The sequence below is a fragment of the Roseateles sp. genome (genome assembly GCF_049240545.1).
GTDB lineage: Bacteria > Pseudomonadota > Gammaproteobacteria > Burkholderiales > Burkholderiaceae_C > Paucibacter_A.
Genome location: NZ_JBMLSK010000170.1, coordinates 36,894 through 52,217 on the forward strand (window position 1 = coordinate 36,894; position 15,324 = coordinate 52,217).

Genomic DNA, 15,324 nt, shown 5'->3' on the forward strand with positions numbered 1-15,324 from the left:
TCTTGGCCGCGCTCTGCGCATGACTAAGATGGCAGCGCACGCATCAGCAAAGGACACAGCATGTTTGGTATTGCGGACTACAGCGCTTTCGTCGTCGCCATCATTGTGTTTTTGTTGATCCCAGGGCCGGGCAATCTGGCCTTGATCACCTCCACCGGCAAGGGCGGCATTCGTGGCGGCCTGGCGGCCACGCTGGGTGTGATTGCCGGTGACCAGGTGCTGATGTGGCTGGCCGTAGCTGGTGTCGCCGCTTTGCTGACGGCCTATCCGGCGGCTTTTCATGCGGTCCAGTGGATTGGTGCGGCCTATCTGGCTTGGCTGGGATTCAAGATGCTGTTGGCCAAGCCCGGCGGCGCGCCGGTTTTGAGCATGCAGCCCCGTCATTTCTTTCGGCAAACGGTGCTGATCACCTTGCTGAACCCCAAGGCCATCGTGTTCTACATGGCCTTCTTTCCGCTCTTTGTCGACCCCAAGCGGCATCTGGGTTTGCCCACTTTCGCGGCCATGGCGCTGACGATTGCGGCGCTGACTTTTCTCTATGGCTTGGTGATGGTCTTGTTGACTCATTTCTTGGCCGAGCGCATGCGCGCCAACCCTCGTGTGAGTGCTTGGCTGAATCGCTTGGCCGGTGTGTTCTTGATTGGTTTTGGCATCAAGTTGGCGATCAACCGGTGAAAAGGCAGGGCCAGGTTTTCAGAGGTGATTTGGGAGCTTTTCTATGCACATCGGGATACTGACCGGCGGTGGCGATTGCCCGGGCTTGAATGCAGTCATCCGCGCGGTCAGCTTGGCGCTGATCAATGAATGTGGCGCCAAGGTCAGCGGCGTTCGGCAGGGTTTTCTGGGACTGATTGAAAAGCGAACGCTGGACTTGGATCGCTCGGCCGTGAGTGGCATCTTGGCTCAGGGCGGCACCATCCTCGGCACGCACAATCGCTGCGACCCTTTCCATTACTTTGCGGCAGGCGGCGCCGATGTCTCGGCGCAGTTGCTGGCCTATGTGGCCGAGTTGCAACTGGACGCTGTGGTGGTCATCGGCGGCGACGGCACCATGGTCATCGCCGAGCGGCTGAGCCGCCTGGGCTTGCCGGTGGTGGGCGTGCCCAAGACGATTGATAACGACCTGCCGCTGACCGAACGCAGCTTCGGCTTTGACAGTGCCGTGGCTGTGGTCGCCGAGGCCTTGGATCGCCTGGCCACCACCGCGCGCAGCCATGGCCGCGTGATGATTGCCGAGACGATGGGGCGTTATGCCGGCTGGATCGCCTTGGAGGGCGGCATTGCCGGCGCTGCCGATGTGATTCTGTTGCCCGAGCTGCCTTATGAGGTTGAGGCGGTGGCTGAGTTCTGCCGTGCGCGCGAGCCAGAGCCGGGCTACACCTTGATTTGCATCGCCGAGGGCGCCCATCCGAAGAACGCCGAGATGGTGGTTCACCAAACGCTGAAAGACAGCCCCGATCCCTTGCGCCTGGGCGGCGTAGGCGCGGTGTTGGCGCATCAGCTGCAAGAGCGTTTGGGCAGCGAGGTCCGTTCTACGCTGTTGGGCCATGTTCAGCGGGGCGGCACCCCGACGGCTTTTGATCGGATCTTGGCCACTCAGTTTGGCAGTTATGCCGCTCAGATGGTCAAACAAGGGCGCTACGGCCGCATGGTGGCCTTGCAAGCAGGCGCCTTGACCGATGTTTCGCTGGCTGAGGTGGCAGGAGGCAACCGGCGGGTGCCGCTTGATCATCCGCTGCTGCAGGCGGCGCGCGGCTTGGGCCTCAGTCTGGGTCAGTGATCGGAGCCAGCCTCAGCGCTTGAAGGCGAGGTGCTCACACTCCGGCACATCGCAGTTCTCGCAAGCCCAGCGCCATTCAGGCAAGGCGTCCTGCCGCTCAGTCAAGCGGCTGAACAAGCCTTGGCGAGGTGGTTGCTGCCGTTTCAGCAATGGGGTCATGGCATTCAGCGCGGCTTCCAAGCGGGCTGTGCCGCTGCCTGCGACCACGGCCCAGTTGAGCCCCGCGCTGAGCAGCACGGCGCGTAGGGCGCTGTCGATCGGTTTGCGAACATGGGCGCCGTCGCGCTGCAAACCGTCTGCCACCCAAGGCAGGTCCAAGGCGGTCAAAAGAGTGAGGGCACAGCGGCGATGAAAAGCCCGCCCGGTCTCGAGCAGCGAGTTGTCGCCAAACAGGTATTGGCTGTAGATCGCCGTCATCAAGGCGCTGGTGTCACAGATGACGATGTCATTTTCCTGTGCAGCTTCATCGATGCGGCGAGTCTGTTCGGCCGCGATTTGCGCTTGCTCCTCCACTCGCGGCGTGCGGCCTTGGGTGGCGCACCATTCACGCAGGTACTCGCTGACGAGGGCACAACGCAGGCCCGTGGCTGCTTGCAGGGCCGGGGTCAGGTCTTGCGTCAAGGTACTCTTGCCCGTGCTCTCGGCCCCGATCACGGCAATCAATAGTGCAGAACTCACGGTACGAATCTGCCGGCCTTGCGGCTCATGAGGCGAGCGCTGTTGTGGGCTTGATTTTGCGCGCCCACGCCCGCCAGCCAGCGATCGACATGGGGATGAACACCGCATACAAGACGACGGTCAGCCAATATCCCTTGTAGGCGAACAGCGCCACGCTGACCGCATTGACCAGCACCCAAACGCCCCAGTTCTCCTGGTACTTGCGGGCCAGCAACCACTGGCCCAGAAGGCTGGCCACGGTGGGGAAAGCATCCCAAAAGGGGACGGGAGAGTCGGTCTGATGATCGAGGAACAGGCCGAGAGCCGGCCAGGCCAACAAGGTCGTGGCCACCGAAAGCGCCAGGCCTTGGGGGCTGAGTCTGCGGATCCGTAGGGCACGGCCGTCTTGTGTCTTGCCGCGCAGCCATTGCGACCAGCCCCACAGGGCCAAGGCCACAAACACCAGCTGCAAGGAGGCCTCGCCGTAGAGCTTGCCACTCCAAAACAAGAGGAAGTAAAGCAGCGAGCTGGCAATCGCCAAAGGCCATGCCAGCATGTGCACCCGCATATTGCAGATCACCATCCAGACGGCCAGGACGAAGGCCAGCAACTCTACCCAGGTGATCGGGCTGCCAAACAATTCAAAGGCCGGCAACAGCAAGGGTTGCAGCGTCAGCAGCAGTGCATCCATGCTCAGAGGAAATCAGGCGGTTCTATTGTCCAAAAACGGGGCAAGAGCTCAGCGCCGCACCTGAACAAAGATCTCGTCGGGTTTGATCATGCCAAGCTCGAAACGGGCTTTTTCTTCGACCATTTCCAAGCCCTCTCGCAAATCACGCAGTTCGGCCTCGAGTTGGGCGTTGCGCTGCCTCGACTTGTCGTTCTCGGCCTCGATTTGAGCCAGCTCGGCTCGCAATTGGCCGCCGCGCGGCAAGCCACCCTTGCCCAGCCAGAGTTGGCCTTGGATGGCGAGCAAAAAAGCGACGAGGAGCAGGCTGATCGTTTTCACGCGCGAAGTTTAGCCCAGCGGCTGGGGCTTGCCCCCGGCCGCCGAGCCAGAGCCCTTTAACGCAGGTTGTAGAACGCAGCGCGGCCGGGGTACACGGCCACATCGCCCAGGTCTTCTTCGATGCGCAGCAGCTGGTTGTACTTGGCCATGCGGTCCGAGCGCGACAGCGAGCCGGTCTTGATCTGGCCGGCGTTCAGGCCCACGGCGATGTCGGAGATGGTCGAGTCCTCGGTCTCGCCCGAGCGGTGCGAGATCACGGCGGTGTAGCCGGCGCGCTTGGCCATCTCGATGGCGGCGAAGGTTTCGGTCAGGGTGCCGATCTGGTTGATCTTGATCAGGATCGAGTTGGCGATGCCCTTGTCGATACCTTCTTTCAAGATCTTGGTGTTGGTGACGAAGAGGTCGTCGCCAACGATCTGCACATTCTTGCCCAGGCGGTCGGTCAGCAGCTTCCAGCCGTCCCAGTCGCCTTCGGCCATGCCGTCCTCGATCGAGATGATGGGGTACTTGTCGACCCAGGTGGCCAGCATATCGGTCCATTCTTGGGCCGTCAGCTGCAGGCCGCCTTCGCCTTCGAGCACGTACTTGCCGTCCTTGTAGAACTCGCTGGCGGCGCAGTCCAGGCCGATGGCGATCTGCTCACCGGCGGTGTAGCCGGCCTTGTCGATCGCGTCCAGGATCAGCTGGATGGCGGCTTCATGGCTTTCCACGCTGGGCGCGAAACCACCTTCGTCACCCACGGCAGTGGAGATGCCCTTGTCGTGCAAGATCTTCTTCAGCGCGTGGAACACCTCGGCACCCCAGCGCAGCGCTTCACGGAAGCTCGGTGCGCCCACGGGGATGATCATCAGCTCTTGCAGGTCGAGGCTGTTGTTGGCGTGCGCGCCGCCGTTGATGACGTTCATCATCGGCACCGGCAGCTGGTTGCCGTTCATGCCGCCGAAGTAACGGTACAGGGGCAGGCCCGACTCTTCAGCTGCAGCGCGAGCCACGGCCATGGAGACAGCCAGCATCGCGTTGGCGCCCAGGCGGCTCTTGTTCTCGGTGCCGTCCAGATCGATCAGGGTGCGATCCAGGAAGGCTTGCTCGGAAGCGTCCAGGCCCAGCACGGCCTCGGAGATTTCGGTGTTGATGTGTTCAACGGCTTTGAGCACGCCCTTGCCCAGGTAACGGCTCTTGTCGCCGTCACGCAGCTCGATGGCTTCGCGCGAGCCGGTCGATGCGCCCGAAGGCACAGCGGCACGGCCCATCACGCCGGATTCCAGCAAGACATCGCATTCGACGGTGGGGTTGCCGCGGCTGTCCAAAATTTCGCGGCCGACGATATCAACAATGGCACTCATTCAAGCTCTCCAAAAGGTCAAAAATTCGGGTTCGGCGCGCATCTTGCCAGCTGGCAGTTACCGGCGCTGAACAATCTTGCGCGGCGTCCGCCCCGCAGGGCGGGCGATTCAATTCAGGCGGTGAAGTCGTTCTCGAGCAGGGGCTGGCTCTTAACCACTTGGTCCAGTGCCACCAGCTGCTCCAACAAGGCGCGCATGCGCTTGAGCGGCACAGCGTTGGGGCCGTCGGACCAGGCTTCGGCCGGGCAGGGATGGGTTTCCATGAAGAGACCCGCCACACCGGCGGCGACGCCAGCACGGGCCAGCACCGGCACCATCTCGCGGGCACCGCCGCTGCTGGTGCCCTGGCCGCCGGGCTTTTGCACCGAGTGGGTCACATCGAACACCACCGGCGCGCCGGACTTGCGCATCTCGGCCAGGCTGCTCATGTCGGCCACCAGGTTGTTGTAACCAAAGCTAACGCCGCGCTCACAGGCCAGGAAACGGTCTTCCGACAGGCCGGCTTCCCGCGCAGCGTCGCGGGCCTTGTCGATGACGTTCTTCATATCCCAAGGGGCCAGGAACTGACCTTTTTTGATATTGACCGGCTTGCCGGACTTGGCCACCGCACGGATGAAGTCGGTCTGGCGACACAGAAACGCCGGCGTTTGCAAGACGTCAACCACGCTGGCGACTTCGGCCACCTGCGACTCATCATGCACATCGGTGATGATGGGCAGTTGCAACTGCTTGCGCACCTCGTCCAAGATTTTCAGGCCGGCATCGATGCCGACGCCGCGCTTGGTCGAACCCGAGGAGCGGTTGGCCTTGTCGAAGGAGCCTTTGTAGATCAGCGGAATGCCCAGAGCCGTGCAGGCTTCCTTCAATTGGCCAGCGACATCGATCGACATCTCCAGGCCCTCGATCGAGCAAGTACCGGCGATCAAGAAGAAAGGCCGGTCGATGCCGACCTCAAAACCGCAAAGCTTCATGGGCTAGATTCCTTCAGGCCTGTTGGTGGTCCAGCGCCGCCTTGATGAAGGCGGTGAACAGCGGGTGGCCGTCCCAAGGGGTGGACTTGAACTCGGGGTGGAACTGAACGCCCACATACCAGGGGTGAACCGTGCGGGGCAACTCCACCATCTCGGTCAGCTTCTCGCGCTGGGTGATGGCCGAGATCACCAAGCCGGCTTTTTGCAACTGATCGAGGTAATGCTCGTTGGCCTCGTAGCGGTGGCGGTGACGTTCGCTGACCACCGGGCCATAGATGTCATGGGCCAGGGTGCCGGGGGCTACGTCAGAGCTCTGGGCGCCCAGGCGCATGGTGCCGCCCAGATTGGACTTCTCGTCGCGCTTTTGAATGCTGCCGTCGGCGTCTTGCCACTCGTCGATCAAGGCGATCACCGGGTGCGGGGTCTCGGGGTCAAACTCGGTGGAGTTCGCGCCGCCCAGGCCGGCCATATGGCGCGCGTATTCAATCGTCGCGACCTGCATGCCCAGGCAGATGCCCAGGTAGGGCATCTTGTGCTCGCGGGCATATTGGGCCGCCAAGATCTTGCCTTCCACACCGCGCTTGCCAAAACCGCCGGGCACCAAGATGGCGTCGTACTGCTTAAGTTGGTCGATGTTGGCCGCACTCAGCAATTCCGAATCCACATACTCGATATTGACGCGAGCGTGGTTATGGATGCCGGCGTGGCGCAGCGCCTCGTTGAGCGATTTGTAGGAGTCGCTCAAGTCGGTGTACTTGCCGCACATCGCGATGGTGACGTTCTTGGCTGGGTTCAGCACCTCGTGCACCAGAGTGTCCCAACGCTTCAGGTCGGTGGACTTGGTGTTGAGTTGCAGCTTGGTGCAGATCAGCTGATCCAGACCTTGCTCATGCAGCATGCGCGGCACCTTGTAAATGGTGTCCACATCCCACATCGAGATCACGCCGTACTCGGGCACATTGGTGAAGAGCGAAATTTTTTCGCGCTCGTCGTCAGGAATGCGCCGGTCGGCGCGGCACAGCAGCGCGTCGGGCTGAATGCCGATTTCGCGCATCTTCTGTACCGTGTGCTGGGTCGGCTTGGTCTTGAGTTCGCCGGCAGCGGCGATCCAAGGCACATAAGACAGATGCACAAAGGCGACATTGTTCGGACCGGCCTTCAGGCTCATCTGACGCGCCGCTTCCAGGAAGGGCAGCGATTCGATGTCGCCGACGGTGCCGCCGATTTCAACAATGGCCACATCGACCGCATCGGCGGTGCCGACACCGGCGCCACGACGCACGAAGTCTTGGATCTCGTTGGTGATGTGCGGAATCACCTGCACCGTCTTGCCAAGGTAGTCGCCGCGGCGTTCCTTCTCCAGCACGGACATATAGATTTGTCCGGTGGTGAAGTTGTTGGCGCGCTTCATGCGCGTGGTGATGAAGCGCTCGTAGTGGCCCAGATCGAGGTCAGTTTCCGCGCCGTCTTCGGTGACGAACACCTCGCCGTGCTGGAAGGGGGACATCGTGCCCGGATCCACATTGATGTAGGGATCGAGCTTGATCAGGGTGACCTTGAGGCCGCGAGATTCGAGAATGGCAGCCAGTGAAGCTGATGCGATGCCCTTGCCGAGTGAGGACACCACACCGCCCGTGACGTAGACGTATTTGGTCATGTCTTGCAGCGTCCATCAAAAACGCTGTGGTGGTAAAGCGCGATTATAGAGGAGGCGAACCTTGGGTTTCAGGCTCGGCGTGAGGCAAGTGCATCAGGTCCAACATTTGCAGCACCAAAGCGGCGGTGTCGTCGGGGCGCTCGAAGGGGTAGAGGTGCGAGCCCTCCATCCAGACAAAGTGCGGGTGGGCAAGCGCCTTGCTGGCGGCCGAGCCCGCTTGGCGCAGTTCTTCCGACTGAGTTCCCGCAATGAATCCGACCGGGCATTGCGGCGGATGCTTTTGCGTCAGGCGACCGAGGTGGTGGGGCAGGGTCTCGTAGATGCGGGTTTCCAATTCGCGGCGAAAGCGCAGATGGATGCTGCCGTCAGCAGCTTCTTCAAAGCCGCTGTCCACATAGTCTTGCAGCACACGCGGGTCCCAACGGGCGAATTTGTGCTTGGGGGCAAAGTGCGCCAGCACCGCCGCTCGGTTGGGCCAGATATGGCGGCGCTGCCTTGAGACACGCCCCGGCGATACCCTCGGCATCAGGCCTGTGGCCTTGATGACCTGCACACTGTGCGCGCGCCAGCCAGTCACCAAGGGAGAGTCCAGCATCAGCAGCGATTGCGCCAGGTCAGGGCGGCGGCAGGCGGCCATCAGGCTCAGCAAGCCGCCCAGCGAATGCCCGACCAAGGTCACAGGCCCGGGCACAGGCATCGAGGGCTGGACCTGCTGTTCGATGAACTGAATCAGCTGCTCGCGCAGATGCGGCCAGTTGCTGGTGATGGGAAAGGCCGGGTCATGGCCAATCTGCGGCAGGGCATGCACCGTCCAACCGGCGCGCTGCCAGGCCTCGAATAGCACCCGATAGCAACCGGCGCCAAAACCATTGGCGTGCGAAAAAACAAGGGTCTTGGAAATGCCGGTGGCGCGTGTCATCGAGTTTTCAGCCAAGCTTGGATTTGCTCAGCTTCTTCAATTGGTAGACCAGGGCCAGCGCATCGCGCGGGCTGAGGGCGTCGGGGTCCACATCTTCCATCGCCGCGACCAAAGCGTGGGTCTCCTGGGTGACAGTGGTCTCGGGTGTTGCGGGCGCGGCAAACAAATCAATTTGCAGTTTGCTGTCCGAAGCCTTGGCTTCCAGCGCTTCCAAGGTGGAGCGCGCCTGGCGAACCAAGCTGGCTGGCATGCCGGCCAAACGCGCCACTTGAACGCCATAGCTGCGGCTGGCCGGGCCCGGCTGAATCTCGTGCAAGAAGACGATGGAGTCACCACTTTCCACCGCGCCCACATGGCAATTGATGGCCTGCGGATGCTTGGTGGGGAACTCGGTCAGCTCAAAGTAATGGGTAGCAAAGAGGGTGAAGGCTCGGGTCTTGTCGTGCAAATGGCTGGCGATGGCGCCGGCCAGGGCCAAGCCGTCAAAGGTAGAGGTGCCGCGACCGATCTCGTCCATCAAAACCAGCGAGTGCTCGGTTGCGCTGTGCAGAATCGCCGCGCCTTCGGTCATCTCCAGCATGAAGGTGGACTGGGCATTGGCCAAATCATCGGCCGCGCCAATGCGGGTGTGGATGGCATCCATGGGGCCCAAACGGCAGGCGTTGGCCGGAACATAGCTGCCCATGGCGGCCAGCAAGCTGATCAAGGCCGCCTGGCGCATGAAGGTGCTCTTACCGCCCATATTCGGGCCGGTGATCATCAGCATGCGGGTACGTGCATCCAGCCGGCAGTCATTGGCCATGAACTCGCCGGCACCGGTTTCGCGCAGCCGGGCTTCCACCACGGGGTGGCGGCCGGCCATGATGTCGATGCAGGGTTGGCTGACGAACTCCGGCCGGCACCAGCGCAGGCTGTGCGCCCGCTCGGCCAGTGCGGCCAGCGCATCCAGGCTGGCCAGCGCCCGGCCGAGTGCGGTCAAGGCCTGCAGCTCTTCGGTCAGTTGATCCAGCAACATCTCGAACAGGAGCTTCTCGCGCGCCAGGGCGCGCTCTTGGGCGGACAAGGCCTTGTCTTCAAAGGCCTTCAACTCGGGCGTGATGTAGCGCTCGGCGTTCTTCAGGGTTTGGCGGCGCTGATAGTCCAGCGGCACTTTGTCGACCTGGCCTTGGGTGACTTCGATATAGAAGCCATGCACTTTGTTGAACTGCACCCGCAGATTGGGAATGCCGGTGCGGGCGCGTTCGCGGGTTTCCAGGTCCAGCAAGAAGGCATCGCAATTGCTTTGGATGCCGCGCAACTCGTCCAGCTCGGCATCAAAACCATCGGCAATCACGCCGCCGTCACGCACCAGCACGGCCGGCTCTTCGGCAATCGCATGGCGCAGCAGCTCTTCGATATGCGGCGAGGCGCGCAGACCTTGCGCCAAGCTGTCGAGCAGGGCGCTGCCGCTGGGCAGCGTTTGCTGCAGTGCGGGCAAGACTTGCAATGTGCTGCGCAGCCCGGTCAACTCGCGCGGGCGCACTTGGCGCAAGGCGATGCGTGCGGCAATCCGTTCCACATCGGAGACTTGGCGCAAGCCTTCACGCAGCGCTTCGGGCGAAGCGCGCATGAAGGCCTCAATGGCGCCGTGTCGCGCCAGCGCCTCGCCCCGTTCACGCTTGGGGTGCAGCAACCAGTGTCTCAGGGCGCGGCTGCCCATGCCGGTGCGGCAGCTGTCCAGCAAGGACATCAGGGTGGGAGAACTTTCTCCGCGCAAGGTCTGGGTGAGTTCCAGATTGCGCTGCGTGGCGGGCGGCAAGTCCAATAAATCGCTGCTGCGCTGCACCTGCAGGCTCTTGACGTGGGCGAGTGCTCGGCCCTGTGTGTGTTCGGCATAACTGAGCAAAGCAGCGGCTGCGGCTTGGGCCGCGCTGAGTTCTTGCGCATTGAAGCCGGCTAGGCTGGCCACGCCGAGCTGCTCGCACAGTTTGCGCGCGCCTAAGTTGGTGTCGAACTGCCAGCTGGGGCGGTTGGTGATGGCTACATGTGCGGCGAGCACGCCGGCGGGTTGACGCTCGCGGTCCACCAGCACTTCGGCCGGGCTCAGACGCGCCAACCAGGAGGGCAGCTCCTTGTCGCTGCATTCGGCCAGCCCGAGCTGACCTTGGGTCATGGACAACCAGGCCAGCCCGTGGTTCTTGCCCTGCTGCACCACCGCCAGCAGAACAGAGTCTTGCTTGTCGGCCAGTAATTCGCTGTCCGTGACCGTGCCCGGGGTGACCACGCGCACTACTTTGCGCTCAACCGGCCCTTTGCTGGTGGCCACATCGCCGACCTGTTCGGCAATCGCCACCGCTTCGCCCAGCTTGATCAGCTTGGCCAAATAGCTTTCCAAGGCGCTGACCGGAATGCCAGCCATCACCACGGGTTGGCCGGCGCTTTGGCCGCGAGCGGTCAGGGTAATGTCCAGCAGCGCATTGGCCTTGCGGGCATCATCAAAGAAGACCTCGTAGAAGTCACCCATGCGAAAGAACACCAGCTCATCGGGGTGCTCGGCCTTGATGCGAAGGTACTGCGCCATCACGGGCGTGTGGGCGCTGAAATCTGGGGTCTGGCTCATTGGGCTTTCAAACATGAACAAAGCCCTCGGATGGAGGGCTTTGCCTTGAGGTGAATGCGTAGTTTAAGCGTCGAAGCTCATCGCATTCCGTGTAGCTGAGTTGGGTTGGGATCAAAGCGCGCAAGAAAAAGGCCCTCCGAGGAGGGCCTCGTCGAAGTGCACAACTGCCTCGGCAGGGTTTACTCGGCGTCAGTCTTTTTGATGCGTACTGCGGCGCGCTTCTTGGTGGCCGGCGCAGCGGCGGCGGCCAGGGCGTCAACAGCGGAAGTCTTGCCTTCAGCATCACCCCCCTCGGCCTTGGCCTCGTCGTCGGCGCTGATCACGCGAGTGTAGGGCGCCAAGATGGTGACCAGTTGGCCGTAGATCTTGGGGCTGCCGGCCACCACTTCGCGCTGATGCAAGAAGTCGGATTCGCCGGTGAAGTTGCCAATCAGGCCGCCTGCTTCGGTGATGATCAGCGAGCCGGCTGCCACATCCCAGGGCTGCAGGCCGGTTTCAAAGAAGGCGTCGTAATAGCCGGCGGCCACATAGCAAAGGTCCAGTGCAGCAGCACCGGGGCGGCGCAGGCCGGCGCATTCCACCATCACGGCCTCGAACATCTTCATATAGCGCTTGAAGTTGTCGCCGCGGCGGAAGGGGAAGCCGGTGCCGATCAGGGCGTCGCTCAAGCGGGTGCGCTTGGAGACGCGCAGGCGGCGGTCGTTCATGAAGGCGCCGCGGCCCTTGGTGGCGTAGAACAGGTCGTTGCGGGTCGGGTCATAGACAACGGCTTGCTGCACCACGCCGCGATGCGCCAGCGCGATGGACACGCAGTACATCGGCAGACCGTGGATGAAATTGGTGGTGCCGTCCAGCGGATCGATGATCCAGACGTATTCAGAATGCTTGGCGCCATACTCGCGGCCCGACTCTTCGGCGAGGATGCCGTGGTCGGGGTAGGCTTGCAGCAGCGTTTCAATGATGATTTTTTCAGCAGCTTGGTCCACCTCGGTCACAAAGTCATTGGGCGACTTGGTGTTGATCTTCAGAATGTCGAGGTCCATGGAGGCGCGGTTGATGATGGCACCGGCCGCACGTGCCGCCTTGATGGCGACATTGAGCATGGGATGGAGTGAAGCTTGCTGCGTCATTCGTGAAAACCTTGGTTGGCCGGCGCACATGGCTTGTGCACCATGAGGCTCGGGAGGTGAACTGGCGGAAAAAAAGAGCGCCCTGATTTGGGTTTCGCGGTCAATGCCGGCCCGGACTCAGGATAATCCCGCATTTTAGCCGAGCCTTGCCGATTCCTCCAAATGCCAGCCTTTCTGGACTTGAAGCCGGCGTAGATATGACACGATTTATCCTGATTCAAACCAGCCACCCCGGCAATGTCGGCGCCACCGCCCGCGCCATGAAGGTGATGGGTTTTTCTGAACTGGTCTTGGTCAAGCCGCGTTTTGCGGATGTGCTGAGCCAGGAGGAAACGGTGGCCATGGCCAGCGGCGCCGCCGATATCTTGGTGCGCGCCCGGATCGTGGACACGCTGGAAGAAGCGCTCGACGGTATCACCTTCGCTTGCGCCACCGCCATGACGCCGCGTGACTTTGGCCCGCCAGTGCGCGAGCCGCGCGTACTGTTTAGCGAGTTGGCCGCCAGCGCGCACAAAGTCGGTCTGGTCTTTGGCTCCGAGCGCTACGGCATGAGCAATGAAGATGTGTATCGCTGCCACGCGGTGCTCTCGATCCCGACCCATCCAGACTACGGCTCATTGAATCTGGCCCAGGCGGTGCAACTCTTGGCTTATGACTGGCGCCAAGCTTTGGGCGGCTTTTCTGTGGCCCCGCGAACAGAAGCCCCGAACTTTGCCGACGCGAAGGCGGTGCAAGGCTTGCTGCAACATTTGCAAAGTTCGTTGGAAGCAATTGGCTATTTGAACCCGGCCGCTCCCAAGAAGTTGATCCCTCGGCTCAACCAACTCTTCAATCGCGCCGGGCTGACGAACGAGGAGGTGCATGTTTTTCGCGGCATTGCCCGTGCCATGGTGGAAGCACCGCGCAGCCCTCATGCCAAGCCAGACGCAAGCCTCACCGCGAGCGAAGATTGAATCGCACCGCTAAACTGGCCGGCCCTCTCTTGCTTTGAGTCTCCATGTTCCAGCGCATCCGCGAAGACATTGCCTGCATTCTTGAACGCGACCCCGCCGCACGCACGGCCTGGGAAGTGTTGACCTGCTATCCAGGGTTGCATGCGCTGATCCTGCATCGCCGGGCACATTGGTGCTGGACGCACGGGCTGAAGTGGCTGGGCCGATTCATTTCCCATTGCACCCGTTTCTTGACTGGCATTGAGATTCATCCGGGCGCAACCATCGCTCGCAAGGTCTTCATCGACCACGGCATGGGCATCGTCATCGGTGAGATGGCAGAAATCGGCGAGGGCTGCACCATTTATCAGGGCGTGACCCTGGGCGGCACGGCGCTGGTGAAAGGCGCCAAGCGTCACCCGACCTTGGAGGCCGGCGTCATCATTGGTGCCAACGCTTGCGTTTTGGGCGGCTTTACCGTGGGTGCGGGCGCGCGGGTCGGTTCAGGGGCGGTGGTCACCAAGCCGGTTCCTGCAGGCGCCACGGCGGTGGGCAACCCGGCGCGCATCATCGAGGCCAAGGCCGATGTGCAGCGCGAGGAGGCTGCGGCCAAGATGGGTTTCTCAGCCTACGGCGTCAGCCAAGGCGACGATCCGGTGGCGCAGGCCTTGCGCGGCTTGATTGACAACGCGTCCGGCCATGATCATCAGATTGCCTTGCTTTGGCAGGCCGTTTGCAAGTTGTCGGCGGCTTCGCGCTCGCCGGTGGGCGATTGCGTGCCCCAAGACGCTCAACAGGATGAAGCCTTTGACGCCGCTTCGTTGAGCCGCTTGGTCAAGGAGTAAGCCTGGAATGGTGGGGGTGCCCCAATCCGCGTGCCAGGCGCTGTGATTCAGCCTGGTGAGCGAGGCGGGCGTTGGGCCGACTTGGGGCGGAAGGCGCGAACGATGTCCTCGCGAGTTTCCATGTAAGGCCCGCCGATCAGGTCGATGCAGTAAGGCACGGCGGCAAAAATGCCGTCCACCACTGGCTCGCCTTCGGCGTCCTTCAGTCCGGCGAGGGTCTCGGCAATCGACTTGGGCTGACCCGGCAGATTGATGATCAAGGCCTTGCCTCGAATCACCGCGACCTGGCGCGACAAAATCGCGGTCGGGACAAAGCGCAGCGAGATCTGCCGCATCTGTTCGCCAAAGCCTGGCATTTCCTTGTCGGCCACGTCCAAGGTGGCCTCTGGCGTGACGTCGCGCAAAGCCGGCCCGGTGCCGCCGGTGGTCAAGACCAGATTGCAGGCCTGTTCATCGACCAATTCACGCAAGGTGCTGGCAATCAAAGGCCTTTCATCGGGGATCAGCCGTGCCTCGAACTGAATCGGGTTGATCAGGGCTGCGCTCAGCCAAGCCTGCAAGGCCGGCAAGCCCTTGTCTTCATAGATGCCGCCGGACGCCCGGTCGCTGACCGAAACAATGCCAATGCGAAGCGCATCTGGCGGGCTCATCGATTCACTCATCCGCATCGTCCTTGGCCACGTCCTCCTCGGGGGCGACGCGCAGTTGTTCGGTCTTGATGAACTGAAACAGATCGCGGTAGGCGCGGCCGGAACGTTGCTCGGGCGCGGCTGCTGCATCTTTTCTCGCGGCGCGAACCAAGCTGCGCAACTGCTGCACATCAATGCCTTCGTGTTCGGCAATGAATTCTTGCAATGCCGCGTCTTGAGCCAGCAAGCGCTCGCGCCAGCGTTCGCTCTGGTGCAAGGCCAAACTGTCCTTGGCGTGGCCGAGTTTGAAGGCGGCGACCGCCTCGCGCAGCGGCTCGGGGTCCACGCGCCGCATCAGCTTGCCGATGTATTGCATCTGGCGGCGACGGCCTTCGTGTGATGTGATTTTCTTGGCCGCACGCAAAGCATCCGCGAGGATCTCGGGCAAGGCCAAAGGCTCCAGGCGGCTCGGGGGGAGGTTCATCAACTCCTCACCCAGCGCCTGCAGTTCGGTCATGTCGCGTTTGAGCTGGCTTTTGCTGGGACGATCGAAGTCATCGTCCTCGGCTGCGAATTCTTCTTGTGTTCTCATGGTGCTATCGGGCGTTTGAAGCGGGGCTAACCGAAAATTCGGTCTGTGCAAGTTGCCTGAGTGGCGGCCTAGCGCGGCTCGTGCCGGGCGAAAAAGCTTGCTCGGTAAGGCCGGGTGAGCGGCTCGGGCATCTCTGCGGCTCGTATGATTGTCCCCCACTTCTGTATTTCAGCGCAGTCCGACTTGCACGCAGGTGGACTGCGGCGCCTACTTTTCATCCGGCTCATCACCCCATGTCCAAGCTTGCTCAGCCTTCCCCCA

15 protein-coding genes are annotated in these 15,324 nt (G+C 62.1%); 4 read left to right on the forward strand and 11 right to left on the reverse strand.

Translation table 11 applies throughout. From position 1 onward, the window contains the following. Window positions 1-60 precede the first annotated feature (60 nt). On the forward strand, window positions 61-675 hold the full coding sequence (locus ACOVRJ_RS11220) for a LysE family transporter (protein ID WP_422043937.1): 615 nt from the start codon (window positions 61-63) through the stop codon (window positions 673-675). A gap of 43 nt (window positions 676-718) precedes the next feature. Next, a complete protein-coding gene (locus ACOVRJ_RS11225) occupies window positions 719-1,780 on the forward strand; it encodes a 6-phosphofructokinase (protein WP_422043938.1) in 1,062 nt (353 codons plus the stop codon). Window positions 1,781-1,792: 12 nt separating this feature from the next. On the opposite strand, the gene ACOVRJ_RS11230 is transcribed toward ACOVRJ_RS11225, so the two are convergent. The 9 genes from ACOVRJ_RS11230 to ACOVRJ_RS11270 form a co-directional block, all read right to left on the reverse strand. Then, window positions 1,793-2,458 carry an AAA family ATPase gene (locus ACOVRJ_RS11230; protein ID WP_422043939.1) on the reverse strand — a complete coding sequence of 222 codons (666 nt, stop codon included), beginning with the start codon at window positions 2,456-2,458 and terminating at the stop codon, window positions 1,793-1,795. 25 nt (window positions 2,459-2,483) lie between these two features. After that, entirely contained in the window at window positions 2,484-3,128 is a 645-nt protein-coding gene (gene pnuC, locus ACOVRJ_RS11235; protein WP_422043940.1) for a nicotinamide riboside transporter PnuC, read from the reverse strand. Window positions 3,129-3,176: 48 nt separating this feature from the next. Further along, entirely contained in the window at window positions 3,177-3,446 is a 270-nt protein-coding gene (locus tag ACOVRJ_RS11240) for a septum formation initiator family protein (protein WP_422043941.1), read from the reverse strand. Window positions 3,447-3,502: 56 nt separating this feature from the next. Then, a complete protein-coding gene (gene eno, locus ACOVRJ_RS11245) occupies window positions 3,503-4,789 on the reverse strand; it encodes a phosphopyruvate hydratase (RefSeq protein WP_263536459.1) in 1,287 nt (428 codons plus the stop codon). 113 nt (window positions 4,790-4,902) lie between these two features. Continuing rightward, on the reverse strand, window positions 4,903-5,760 hold the full coding sequence (gene kdsA / locus ACOVRJ_RS11250) for a 3-deoxy-8-phosphooctulonate synthase (RefSeq protein WP_422043942.1): 858 nt from the start codon (window positions 5,758-5,760) through the stop codon (window positions 4,903-4,905). Window positions 5,761-5,773: 13 nt separating this feature from the next. Continuing rightward, window positions 5,774-7,417 (reverse strand): CTP synthase, encoded by a 1,644-nt coding sequence (locus tag ACOVRJ_RS11255; protein WP_422043943.1) that lies wholly within the window; start codon window positions 7,415-7,417, stop codon window positions 5,774-5,776. A 43-nt stretch (window positions 7,418-7,460) separates the two neighbouring features. Next, window positions 7,461-8,336: an alpha/beta hydrolase gene (locus ACOVRJ_RS11260; protein ID WP_422043944.1), complete on the reverse strand. Its 876-nt coding sequence runs from the start codon at window positions 8,334-8,336 to the stop codon at window positions 7,461-7,463. A gap of 7 nt (window positions 8,337-8,343) precedes the next feature. After that, window positions 8,344-10,935, reverse strand: coding sequence for a DNA mismatch repair protein MutS (gene mutS / locus ACOVRJ_RS11265; RefSeq protein WP_422043945.1), 2,592 nt, complete (start codon window positions 10,933-10,935; stop codon window positions 8,344-8,346). Window positions 10,936-11,114: 179 nt separating this feature from the next. Further along, on the reverse strand, window positions 11,115-12,065 hold the full coding sequence (locus tag ACOVRJ_RS11270) for an inositol monophosphatase family protein (protein ID WP_422043946.1): 951 nt from the start codon (window positions 12,063-12,065) through the stop codon (window positions 11,115-11,117). Window positions 12,066-12,262: 197 nt separating this feature from the next. Here ACOVRJ_RS11270 and ACOVRJ_RS11275 point away from each other — a divergent pair, with 197 nt between their 5' ends. Next, window positions 12,263-13,018 (forward strand): RNA methyltransferase, encoded by a 756-nt coding sequence (locus ACOVRJ_RS11275; RefSeq protein ID WP_422043947.1) that lies wholly within the window; start codon window positions 12,263-12,265, stop codon window positions 13,016-13,018. A 44-nt stretch (window positions 13,019-13,062) separates the two neighbouring features. Beyond that, a complete protein-coding gene (gene cysE, locus ACOVRJ_RS11280) occupies window positions 13,063-13,842 on the forward strand; it encodes a serine O-acetyltransferase (RefSeq protein ID WP_422043948.1) in 780 nt (259 codons plus the stop codon). Between the two features lie 47 nt (window positions 13,843-13,889). Here the strand turns inward: cysE and mog are convergent, their stop codons facing one another. Together mog and yjgA are read right to left on the reverse strand one after the other, a co-directional pair. After that, complete coding sequence (mog, locus tag ACOVRJ_RS11285; protein WP_422043949.1) at window positions 13,890-14,492, reverse strand: molybdopterin adenylyltransferase; 603 nt, start codon at window positions 14,490-14,492, stop codon at window positions 13,890-13,892. Between the two features lie 4 nt (window positions 14,493-14,496). After that, window positions 14,497-15,063, reverse strand: coding sequence for a ribosome biogenesis factor YjgA (gene yjgA, locus ACOVRJ_RS11290; protein WP_422043950.1), 567 nt, complete (start codon window positions 15,061-15,063; stop codon window positions 14,497-14,499). Window positions 15,064-15,324 lie beyond the last annotated feature (261 nt).

Bases quoted from the DNA above. Each gene is read 5' to 3' on its own strand.
- ACOVRJ_RS11220 (WP_422043937.1), top strand. From the start codon at position 61: ATGTTTGGTATTGCGGACTACAGCGCTTTCGTCGTCGCCATCATTGTG.
- ACOVRJ_RS11225 (WP_422043938.1), top strand. From the start codon at position 719: ATGCACATCGGGATACTGACCGGCGGTGGCGATTGCCCGGGCTTGAAT.
- pnuC (WP_422043940.1), bottom strand. From the start codon at position 3,128: ATGGATGCACTGCTGCTGACGCTGCAACCCTTGCTGTTGCCGGCCTTT.
- eno (WP_263536459.1), bottom strand. From the start codon at position 4,789: ATGAGTGCCATTGTTGATATCGTCGGCCGCGAAATTTTGGACAGCCGC.
- kdsA (WP_422043942.1), bottom strand. From the start codon at position 5,760: ATGAAGCTTTGCGGTTTTGAGGTCGGCATCGACCGGCCTTTCTTCTTG.
- ACOVRJ_RS11255 (WP_422043943.1), bottom strand. From the start codon at position 7,417: ATGACCAAATACGTCTACGTCACGGGCGGTGTGGTGTCCTCACTCGGC.
- ACOVRJ_RS11260 (WP_422043944.1), bottom strand. From the start codon at position 8,336: ATGACACGCGCCACCGGCATTTCCAAGACCCTTGTTTTTTCGCACGCC.
- mutS (WP_422043945.1), bottom strand. From the start codon at position 10,935: ATGAGCCAGACCCCAGATTTCAGCGCCCACACGCCCGTGATGGCGCAG.
- ACOVRJ_RS11270 (WP_422043946.1), bottom strand. From the start codon at position 12,065: ATGACGCAGCAAGCTTCACTCCATCCCATGCTCAATGTCGCCATCAAG.
- ACOVRJ_RS11275 (WP_422043947.1), top strand. From the start codon at position 12,263: ATGACACGATTTATCCTGATTCAAACCAGCCACCCCGGCAATGTCGGC.
- cysE (WP_422043948.1), top strand. From the start codon at position 13,063: ATGTTCCAGCGCATCCGCGAAGACATTGCCTGCATTCTTGAACGCGAC.
- mog (WP_422043949.1), bottom strand. From the start codon at position 14,492: ATGAGCCCGCCAGATGCGCTTCGCATTGGCATTGTTTCGGTCAGCGAC.
- yjgA (WP_422043950.1), bottom strand. From the start codon at position 15,063: ATGAGAACACAAGAAGAATTCGCAGCCGAGGACGATGACTTCGATCGT.